Here is a 9,315-nt window from a genome sequence, read left to right on the forward strand (position 1 = left end):
CGATGCGGCCCATCCCGACGCCGACCGCCTCGGCGAGGCCCGTCAGCGAGGCGGCGCCGTGCCGTCCGGCCGCGTGCACGACGATGGCCGCGCAGGCCCGCGCGTCGGCCAGCGCCTCGTGGTGCGCGAAGTCCTCGAAGCCCGCCGCCCGGGCCGCGACCGGCAGCCGGTACGACTCGAGCGAGTAGGTGCGGCGGGCGACCTGGAGGCTGCACAGGTAGGAGTACGGCGGCGGGATGAGCGCGGTCGCCCGGCACGCGCCCTGGATGACGCCCATGTCGAAGCGCGCGTTGTGCGCGACGAGGTGGTCGTCGCCCGCGAACGCCATGAGGCGCGGCAGCTGGTCGGCCCAGCCGAGGGCGTCCGCCACGTCGTCCTCGACGATGCCGTGGATCCGAGTGTTCCAGACGGAGAAGGAGTCGTGCCCGGCCGGCGGGCGGATGAGCCACGACGCGGTGTCGACGACGATGCCGTCCCGGACCCTGACGAGACCCACCGAGCAGGCGCTCGCCGACGAGTTGTTGGCGGTCTCGAAGTCGATCGCGGTGAAGTCCAACGGCATGGCATCGATGCTCGCACGCACGACCGACGCCGGATCCCGGGAGAGCCGGGCCGCCCGGGGGCGGGGGAGGAGGCGGCCCGCCCCGTACGATGGTCTCCCGTGGCTCTCACTATCGCGATCGTCGGTCTCCCCAACGTCGGCAAGTCGACGCTCTTCAACGCCCTGACCAAGAACCAGGTGCTCGCCGCGAACTACCCGTTCGCGACCATCGAGCCGAACGTGGGCGTGGTGAACCTGCCGGACCCGCGCCTCGAGGTGCTCGCCGGCCTCTTCGGCTCGGAGCGGATCCTCCCGGCCCCCGTCTCCTTCGTCGACATCGCGGGCATCGTCCGCGGCGCGAGCGAGGGCGAGGGGCTCGGCAACCAGTTCCTCGCGAACATCCGCGAGGCCGACGCCATCGCGCAGGTCGTCCGCGGCTTCGAGGACGAGGACGTCGTGCACGTCGACGGCCGCGTCGACGCCGCGAGCGACATGGAGACCATCAACACCGAGCTGATCCTCGCCGACCTGCAGACCCTCGAGCGCGCCGAGCCGCGCTACGAGAAGGAGCTGAAGACCAAGCGCATCGAGCCCGTCGTGCTCGAGACCGCGAAGGCCGCGCGCGAGTGGCTCGACTCGGGCAAGCCGCTGTCGGCCTCGAAGATCGACCTGGAGCCCGTCCGCGAGCTCGGGCTGCTCACGGCCAAGCCCTTCATCTACGTGTTCAACGTCGACGAGCAGGTGCTCGGAGACAAGGGCAAGCTCGCGGAGCTGGCCGCACTCGTGGCGCCTGCGCAGGCCGTGTTCCTCGACGCGAAGATCGAGTCGGAGCTCATCGAGCTCGACCCCGAGGACGCCGCCGAGATGCTCGCCTCGACCGGCCAGGAGGAGTCCGGCCTCGACCAGCTCGCCCGCATCGGCTTCGAGACCCTGGGCCTCCAGACCTACCTGACGGCAGGCCCGAAGGAGACGCGCGCCTGGACCATCGGCAAGGGCTGGAAGGCCCCGCAGGCCGCCGGTGTGATCCACACCGACTTCGAGAAGGGCTTCATCAAGGCCGAGGTCATCTCCTACGACGACCTCGTCGAGACCGGCTCCATCGCCGAGGCGCGCTCCAAGGGCAAGGCCCGCATCGAGGGCAAGGAGTACGTCATGCAGGACGGCGACGTCGTGGAGTTCCGCTTCAACAACTGATCGGATCTGTGCATGACGCCTGGCGTCATTGACGCGTAGCGTCATGCGATCACCCTGTGATCAGATCGTTCGGCAGCAGGATCACCGAGCGCATCTGGGATCAGCAGTACGTCGAGGGCATCGATCGGATGATCCTGAGGGCGGCGCTCCGGAAGCTCGAGGCGGTGAACGCGGCGGTGGACGTCGAGGATCTGCGCGTCCCGCCGGGCGATCGTCTCGAACGGCTGAGAGGCGACCACCGTGCTCAGCACAGCATCCGGGTGAACGACCAGTGGCGGATCTGCTTCATCTGGCGAGAGGGAGGTGCGGAGGATGTCGAACTCGTCGACCACCACTGAGGGCGATCTGATCGCGCCGATCCATCCGGGAGAGATCCTGATGGCGGATCTCATCGAGGGCTTCGGGATCACGCAGAACAGGCTCGCCGTGTCGATCGGCGTCCCGCCACGGCGCATCAACGAGATCGTGCATGGAAAGCGCGGCATCACCGCCGATACTGCCGTCCGCCTGGCACGCTACTTCGGCACCTCGGACGAGTTCTGGATGAACTTCCAGTCGCACTACGAGCTGCGGCTGGAGCGACGTTCCTTGCAGGACCGGATCGCGGAGAGCGTCCCGCTCCGGGTCGCCTGATCGCGGTCGGCTCAGAACAGCGGCCAGGGCACCGCGGACTGCTGTCCCGCGGGCTCCGGGAAGCGGGCGTCGGCGCGGAGCCGGACGCACCGGGCGTCGAGCGCGGCGAGCTCCTCCAGGGTGATGAGGTCGGCGAGCTCGCGGCCGAGGTCGCCGTCCAGCCCGGCGCGGACGCGGTCGACGCCCTCGAGCTCATCGGCGGTGAGCGCCTCGCCCATCCACCCCCACAGCACCGTGCGGAGCTTGTGGTCCTGGTGGAAGGTGAGGCCGTGGTCGACGCCGTGGCGGTGGCCGTCCGGCATCGGGAGCACGTGGTAGCCCTTGCGGTCGGCGTTGTTGACGATCACGTCGAAGACGGCCATGCGGCGGAGCGCGGGGGAGTCCTCGTGGATCAGGGTCACCGAGTTCCCGTCCTGGTCCTCGCCCCCGAGCACGGTGCGGTAGCCGGTCTCCGGCACCTCGTCCGTGGGGATCAGGTCGACGGCGTCCTGGTCGGGGTCCTCGTCCTGCCAGAGCTGCACCATGCCCGCGCCGAGCGGGCCGTCCCGCAGCCAGGTGCGGGGCACGACGCCCCAGCCCAGGGCCTCGGAGACGAGGTAGGCGGCGACCTCGCGGTGCGCGAGCGTGCCGTCGGGGAAGTCCCACAGCGGGTTCTCGCCCTGGATGGGCTTGTAGACCACGGCGGTGTCGCCGATGGTGCCGAGGAAGGTCGCGTTGGACGCGGTGCGGATGCGGCCCGTGAGCGTCAGCTCGGCGGTGACCAGGTCCTTCGCCGGCATCAGTCCTCGCGGGCGATGCAGATGTGACCCTCGGGGTCCATCGGCTGGCCGCAGAACGGGCACGTCGGGCGGCCGGCGTCCACGATCTCGCGGGTGCGCAGGGCGAAGGCCCGGGCCGCGCCCACGGGGAGGCGCACGACCAGCATCTCGCCGTCGTCCGCGGACGGCATGCCGGGGAGGTCGTCGTCCTCGTCGCCGTCCGTGAGCGGGTACGCCTCGATGACGACCTGCGCCGTCGTCGGATCCCAGCCGAGGCTCATCGCGCCGGCGCGGAAGCGCTCCTCGACGGGCTCGAGCGCGTCCTCGTCGACGAGCTCGCGCGGCGTGTTCGTCGGGACGCTGAAGGGGTTCCCCTCGACGGCCACGAGCTGGTCGAGGATCTCGTCGATCTTCTCCGCGAGGAGCGCGGACTGCTGCTTCTCGAGGGCGATGCTCACCAGCTGCTGGCTCGCACGCACCTGCAGGTAGAACGTGCGGGCACCCGGGAGGCCGATGGTGCCGACCACGAGCCGGTCGGGCCAGTCGAACTCCAAGGCGCGTGTGGGCATGTGACCACTCTAGGCGCGTGCGGATCACGGTGCGCTGTGCCCGGCGCCGCCGCCGACCGGCGCATCGCCGGAGCCCGTGGGGCCTGCGAGCCAGGAGAGGTTGCCCGCGTCGCTGTTGGTCGCGTGGACGGTCGGCCGGCTCGCGCCGTAGCGCACGATCGAGACGGACGCGGGACCCACGTCGATGCGCTGGAACAGGTCGAGGTGCGTGCCGAGGGCGTCGGCGAGGATCGACTTGATGACGTCGCCGTGGCTGACCGCGACCCACACGGCACCCGGCCCGTGCTCGGCCTCGATGGCCGCGTCGTGGCGGCGGATCGCCGCGACCGCGCGCGCCTGCATGCCGGCCATGGACTCGCCGCCCGGGAAGACGACCGACGACGGGTGCGACTGCACGCGCGACCAGAGGTCCTCCTTGGCGAGGTCGCCGAGCGAGCGGCCCTGCCAGTCCCCGTAGTCGCACTCCGTGATGTCGGGCTCGATCGGCTGGGCCGGCTTCCCCGTCTGGTGCTCGAGGATCCGCTGCGCCGTCTCCCAGCATCGCTGGAGCGGGCTGGACACGACGGCGGCGAGCGGCACGGCGGCGAGCCGTTCGGCGGTGCGGTCGGCCTGCTCGCGTCCGGTGTCGTCGAGGTCGACGCCGGGTGTGCGCCCCGCCAGGATCCCGGTCGCGTTCGCTGTGGTGCGTCCGTGCCGCACGAGGATCACTGTCGCCATGCGGCGAGCCTAACGAGGCGGGCTGGGTGGGTCGGTGACGCACAGGGTGTCCGGCGTCCATGGGCTCCGCCTGCTCTGTCCCGTGCGGATCGCCGTCGAACGGGCGCGTCCATGGTCCGGCGTGTCGGTCGCAGCTCGAGCTCCTGTGGCTGTGGAGGGCGCAAACGCTTGCGACAAGGACGATTGTATGTTTTCTCCGTCCGACCGCCGGACCTGAAAGGGGCCACCATGCGCTCACTGCTCCGAAAATCCTCCGCCTCGAACTCGCTCATGCACAGGGCGGCCGGTGCCTTGACGGCGACCACGCTCTTCTTGGCAGTCTCGGCTCCCGGGAGCGCCGTGGCACAGACACCCGATGATCTGGCTGGTCTGCTGGCTCACGCATCGACACCGCGGAGTGCCATCGTGCCGTTCGCGGAGGACGCGACGGCGAGCGTGGGCTCCCTGTCCGTGTCGCTCCCCGCCGCGGGAGGCAGCTCGCTCGCCATCATGTACGCATCTCCAGATGTCGAGCTGCGCACCCGGATCGAGCTTCCCCGGCAGTTCGACACCGCTTCGGGCGTCACATTGCCGGACGGCACGGTCACTTATCCTGACCGGCGACACGACGGTGATCATGTCGCGATCCAGACGCTTTCGGACGGCTCCACTCGCATCCAGACGGTGCTGGCCGATGCCTCGAGCGCGCGGGAGTACACGTACTCCGTGGCGGGATACTCCCCGGCAGAGGCAGGCGGAGCGTTCGGCTTCATCGAGGCCGGGGACGACGGCGGCTACGTCCCCGTAGCGGCTGCGTGGGCGACCGACGCTCGTGGGAGGGCTGTTCAGACCCACTATGAGATCCGTGGCGACGCCCTCGTGCAGGTGATCCAGCCGGACGAGAGCACGGTCTTCCCCGTGGTTGCAGACCCGGCCTGGTCGTGGATGTGGGGCGGGTACGGCGCGAAGCTCAATCGCTACGAGACGCACCGTGCCATCGATTTCTCCTACGCCTTCGCGATGTGCGGCGGGATCGCCCGCTGGGGAAACAAGGACCTGGGGATCGCGTGCGGTGTCTACGGCGGCTACATGAATGCCCAGGCGCGTCTCGCTGACAGCGATCGACCGAGGACCTGTCTCTACCTCGTCGTCGTACCCGCTCCGCTCGTCATGCGATACCGGGACGGTCATTGCCGATGAGCTGCTCGGTCTCGCGACTCCCGTGATGGCGCTGCTCATGGTGCTCTTCGGTCTCAGCGTCGGGTACCTCTCCGCTCCAGAACGACCGCGGCACCACCGACTGCTGCCGAGCATCGCCGTGGCGCTCATCGTGGGCTCCGGTGCCCTGATGCTCGTCCGGGATTCTCCTGAAGACGGGTGGGCGCCTCTCGCCCTCTTCGTCGGCACGATCTCCGGGATGGCGGCGGGCGACGGCGCGACGCTCGTGGGGAATCCACTGACGGCGGACATGGGCTTCTGGCGGAGGTTGGCGTTCGCGTGGCGACATGGTCGTCTGCTCCGTGAGCATTCCCTGCTCCGCGCGAGGTCCCGCTCCGCGAACGGGACGGCCGCTGGCGACACCGGGCCCACCTCGACGGAGCTCCGTGCGGACGGGCTCACCGACTTCATCGGGCACGATCAATAGATCCGCTTCAATTCACGATGCCCACCGCATGGCTAGTCGGACGGGAGCCTGTCTCGCATGAGAGCAACGACGACCCTCACCATTCCGGATCAGCCGGCGGCGCGCTCCGACCTGCCCCGCACCGTCGGCCGGCAGATCAGCACCGGACACGGCGCCGAGTGCTGGACGCGGCTGGCGGTGCTGCCCAGCAGGATGGTCGCGGTGAGGCCGCGGCTGCCCGCGGCCATCGAGATGAGGCCGGCGGAGAGCTCCTCGGCGGCGCGGATGATCTCGGTCGCGGGGGAGCCGCTGCGCACGTCGCGGTGGATGGTGGGGCCCCAGCCCTCGAAGACGTGGGCGACCACCTCGACGGCGGACTCGGCGTCGCGGCGGTAGCTCAGCTCCGTCTGGCCGTGCGCATGGCGCGGGCCGAGCTCGTTCGCGAACGGGGCCGCCGCGTAGGGGCTCACGACCGCGAGCACGGTGACCTCGGTGATCTCGCGGGAGTCCGCGATCACCTGGAACTGGCGGGCCGCCTCCAGGGAGGCGCGGGATCCGTCGGTGGCGACGATGACGTGCATGCTCAGACCTCCCGGTCCGTCGGGGAGGATGCAGCGACGCCCGCCGCGGCCTCGAGGTCCGGCTTCTTGCCGCCGAGCGTCCGCTGGGCGAGGTAGAGCACGAGGCCCAGCGCGAGGAGCCCGCCCACCCACCACAGGGCGTCGGGGTCGTCGACGAGCGTGTAGATCAGCACGGCGACGTTGCCGAGGATGCCCACGACGAGCAGCGGCGTGTTCGCTCGGTAGGTGTCCGGCGTCTCGTCCTTCCCGCGGAGCTTCAGGCACGCGACGATCACGAGCGCGTAGATGAAGAGGAGGAACACGACCGTGATGGTGGCGAGCCGGTCGACGATGTCGAGCCGCTCGTCCTCGGGGAGGCCGGCCTGGCTGGAGCGGATCGCCGCGCCGATGATCAGCAGCGACGCCACGACCGCGCCGCCGAACAGCAGCGCGACGTACGGGCTCCGGCGGGCCGGGTGCACCTTGGCGAAGACCGCCGGCACCACGTTCTCGCGGGCCATGCCGAACAGGATCCGCGACTGCGCCACCACCGTGACGAGCGCCGTGTTGCTGATGGCGACCATGGCGATGAGGCCGAAGACCACGAGCATGATCGCCGCGGGGATGAAGAACAGGTCGGCGCGCACCACCTCGAGGAGGGTGTTGCCGGCGAGGGCGTCGATCGGCACGGCGAGGGCCGCGGCCATCGAGACGAGCACGTAGACGACGCCGGCGGTCATCATGCCGCCGATGAGCGCGCGGGGGAACGCGCGGGACGGGTCGATGGTCTCCTCGGCGACGTTGGCCGCGTTCTCGAAGCCCGTCATGGCGAAGAAGGCGAGCGAGACGCCCGCGAGCACGGCGAGCACCGCGGATCCGGCGCCGCCCTCGACCTGGAACTGGAGGAGCACGGCCGGGTCGCCGACGCCCTCGACCAGCGCGATCACGCCGATGGCGACGACCACGACGAGGCCGCTGATCTCGATGAACGTCATGACGACGTTCGCGATGACCGACTCGCTGATGCCGATGAGGTTGATGACCGTGATGAGCGCCACGAACGCGACGGCGATGCCGGTCGACGCCCAGATGGCGGACTCGGGCAGCCCGATCAGGTCGCTGAGGTACCGCACGAAGCCGGCGGCGAGCGACCCGACCGCGGCCATGTTGGCGCTCAGCATGCAGATGGTGATGAAGAACGTGAGCACGGGGCTGCGGAACGCCTTGTTGATGTACAGCGAGGCGCCGGCAGCCTGCGGGTACTTCGTGACGAGCTCCGCGTAGGCGAGGCCGGTGATGGTCGCGATGGAGACGCCCACGAGGAACGCCATCCAGAACGCGCCGCCCACGGCGGCGGCGACGAGGCCGACGAGCACGTAGATGCCGGAACCCAGCACGTCCCCGACCACGTAGAAGTACAGCTGCTTGGCCGTGATGGAGCGCTTCAGCTCGGATCGCGGGGGTGCGGGTGCCTCGATGGGGTTCGCCATCACCCAACCCTAGGGGCGGGGTGCCCTGCGGTGAAGGGCCGGTTGCGGCCCCCGATGCTGCGGCATGCGTCGCCGACGGGGTCGCGCGCCACGGATCCGGTCGTGGACGCCGATCGGCGGGGCGCCCGTCAGCTCGCGTCCGGACCCGGCTCGCCCTGCGTCGTGGTCGCCGCGAGCTGCTCCATGAGCTCGGCCGTGCGTCGCAGCTCCTCCTCGTCGGCGACGGGCCCGACGGCCGAGGCGGCCTCGCGCAACCAGCCCGCGCGTGCCACGAGCACCGCGGCGAGGAGCTGACGCCCGGCGGGGGCGACGACGAGGCGGGGCCCGATCCCGTCCGTCTCCTCGGCGAGGACGCCGCGGTGGAGGAGCGCGGCGAGGCTCGGGACGAGTGCGGCGCGCGACGTCCGGGTCCAGACCGCCAGGGACCCGCGGTCCACCCGCATGTCGGTGGCGACCACGCGGAGGAGCTGGATCTGCAGTCCCGTCAGCCCGTCCCAGGCATCGATCGTGGCGGCGTCCATGACGTCGAAGACGTCGCTCATGCCGACGATGAGCCGTCCGAGCACGTGCGGATCCGTCATGGCGCGCCTCCTCGGGAGCCGGTGGCGACGACCCCGCGGGCCGTCTGCTCTGGAGGGACCGTATCGCCCGACGGCGCCGGAGGCCATGGGCGACGGCGAACCGTCACGACATCCGTCCGTCTGCGATGCTGGCACCGGATGCGCGCCGTGGGAGCGCGACCGTGACGAGGAGGTCGCATGAGCGCCGCAGCAGTCGCTGGATCCGCGGGGGCGCGCCCGTGACGCCCCGGATCCGCGCCCTCCTCCTCACGGGCATCATCACCGGGCTCACCATGGCCGTCGTCGCGGCCGCCCGGCCCTGGACCCGCCCGGACGCGCCCGACGACTGGGTCGTGCTGCGCTTCGCCGCGGGCGACGCCGGATCCGCCTACGAGGCCTTCGAGTCCCTCGCGGCGACCGAGGCGGCGGGGGACGACGCGCTGCAGCTGCTGGAGGCCGGAGGCATCGACGGCAACGAGTTCGGTGCCGACTCCTACGACGTCTACTTCGTGGGACCCGACCGCCGGATCATGTGGGAGGTCCTCGCGCCGATCTTCGCCGGGGCGCCCGTGCCGTGGACGTCGGTGGAGCTCCGTCGCGGCCTCGCGGACGCCGCGCCCGTGGTGGTGCGGGCCGGGCGCTGACCGCGGGATCCGCCGCGCGCCCTGCCGGTCCGCGCCCTGCCGGTCC

13 protein-coding genes are annotated in these 9,315 nt (G+C 70.9%); 6 read left to right on the forward strand and 7 right to left on the reverse strand.

What is annotated here, in order from left to right:
• The coding region (locus tag Q6969_RS09710; protein ID WP_317230254.1) for a 3'-5' exonuclease at window positions 1-562 on the reverse strand (562 nt) is incomplete at its 3' end.
• A gap of 99 nt (window positions 563-661) precedes the next feature.
• Here Q6969_RS09710 and ychF point away from each other — a divergent pair.
• Genes ychF through Q6969_RS09725 form a run of 3 tightly spaced genes read left to right on the forward strand, consistent with a single transcriptional unit; the run spans window position 662 to window position 2,368 of the window.
• Window positions 662-1,735 carry a redox-regulated ATPase YchF gene (gene ychF, locus Q6969_RS09715; RefSeq protein ID WP_317230255.1) on the forward strand — a complete coding sequence of 358 codons (1,074 nt, stop codon included), beginning with the start codon at window positions 662-664 and terminating at the stop codon, window positions 1,733-1,735.
• 56 nt (window positions 1,736-1,791) lie between these two features.
• Entirely contained in the window at window positions 1,792-2,073 is a 282-nt protein-coding gene (locus Q6969_RS09720; protein WP_317230256.1) for a type II toxin-antitoxin system RelE/ParE family toxin, read from the forward strand.
• Window positions 2,048-2,368 carry a HigA family addiction module antitoxin gene (locus Q6969_RS09725; protein ID WP_317230257.1) on the forward strand — a complete coding sequence of 107 codons (321 nt, stop codon included), beginning with the start codon at window positions 2,048-2,050 and terminating at the stop codon, window positions 2,366-2,368. The genes Q6969_RS09720 and Q6969_RS09725 overlap by 26 nt, the downstream gene beginning before the upstream one ends.
• 11 nt (window positions 2,369-2,379) lie before the next feature.
• Here the strand turns inward: Q6969_RS09725 and Q6969_RS09730 are convergent, their stop codons facing one another.
• From Q6969_RS09730 to Q6969_RS09740, 3 genes are read right to left on the reverse strand one after another with little or no spacing between them, the layout of a single operon-like run.
• Window positions 2,380-3,147 carry an SCO1664 family protein gene (locus tag Q6969_RS09730; RefSeq protein WP_317230258.1) on the reverse strand — a complete coding sequence of 256 codons (768 nt, stop codon included), beginning with the start codon at window positions 3,145-3,147 and terminating at the stop codon, window positions 2,380-2,382.
• Window positions 3,147-3,695, reverse strand: coding sequence for a DUF3090 domain-containing protein (locus Q6969_RS09735; RefSeq protein ID WP_317230259.1), 549 nt, complete (start codon window positions 3,693-3,695; stop codon window positions 3,147-3,149). The genes Q6969_RS09730 and Q6969_RS09735 overlap by 1 nt, the downstream gene beginning before the upstream one ends.
• Before the next feature lie 24 nt (window positions 3,696-3,719).
• Window positions 3,720-4,412, reverse strand: a complete 693-nt coding sequence (locus tag Q6969_RS09740; RefSeq protein ID WP_317230260.1) for a histidine phosphatase family protein — start codon at window positions 4,410-4,412, stop codon at window positions 3,720-3,722.
• A gap of 339 nt (window positions 4,413-4,751) precedes the next feature.
• Between Q6969_RS09740 and Q6969_RS09745 the strand changes: the two genes are divergently transcribed.
• Window positions 4,752-5,591, forward strand: a complete 840-nt coding sequence (locus tag Q6969_RS09745; RefSeq protein ID WP_317230261.1) for a hypothetical protein — start codon at window positions 4,752-4,754, stop codon at window positions 5,589-5,591.
• A gap of 25 nt (window positions 5,592-5,616) precedes the next feature.
• A complete protein-coding gene (locus Q6969_RS09750; protein WP_317230262.1) occupies window positions 5,617-6,036 on the forward strand; it encodes a hypothetical protein in 420 nt (139 codons plus the stop codon).
• An 89-nt stretch (window positions 6,037-6,125) separates the two neighbouring features.
• Here the strand turns inward: Q6969_RS09750 and Q6969_RS09755 are convergent, their stop codons facing one another.
• The 3 genes from Q6969_RS09755 to Q6969_RS09765 all read right to left on the reverse strand — a co-directional run bounded on the left by Q6969_RS09755 (window position 6,126) and on the right by Q6969_RS09765 (window position 8,646).
• Complete coding sequence (locus tag Q6969_RS09755; RefSeq protein WP_317230263.1) at window positions 6,126-6,596, reverse strand: universal stress protein; 471 nt, start codon at window positions 6,594-6,596, stop codon at window positions 6,126-6,128.
• A gap of 2 nt (window positions 6,597-6,598) precedes the next feature.
• Complete coding sequence (locus tag Q6969_RS09760) at window positions 6,599-8,065, reverse strand: APC family permease (RefSeq protein WP_317230264.1); 1,467 nt, start codon at window positions 8,063-8,065, stop codon at window positions 6,599-6,601.
• Window positions 8,066-8,193: 128 nt separating this feature from the next.
• Window positions 8,194-8,646 (reverse strand): MarR family transcriptional regulator, encoded by a 453-nt coding sequence (locus tag Q6969_RS09765; RefSeq protein ID WP_317230265.1) that lies wholly within the window; start codon window positions 8,644-8,646, stop codon window positions 8,194-8,196.
• 218 nt (window positions 8,647-8,864) lie between these two features.
• Between Q6969_RS09765 and Q6969_RS09770 the strand changes: the two genes are divergently transcribed.
• The gene (locus Q6969_RS09770) at window positions 8,865-9,269 is read left to right on the forward strand and encodes a hypothetical protein (RefSeq protein ID WP_317230266.1); all 405 of its coding nucleotides are present in this window, start codon (window positions 8,865-8,867) and stop codon (window positions 9,267-9,269) included.
• The last annotated feature ends 46 nt before the right edge of the window (window positions 9,270-9,315 follow it).

The sequence above is a fragment of the Clavibacter sp. MX14-G9D genome (genome assembly GCF_032917815.1).
Lineage (GTDB): Bacteria > Actinomycetota > Actinomycetes > Actinomycetales > Microbacteriaceae > Clavibacter > Clavibacter michiganensis_K.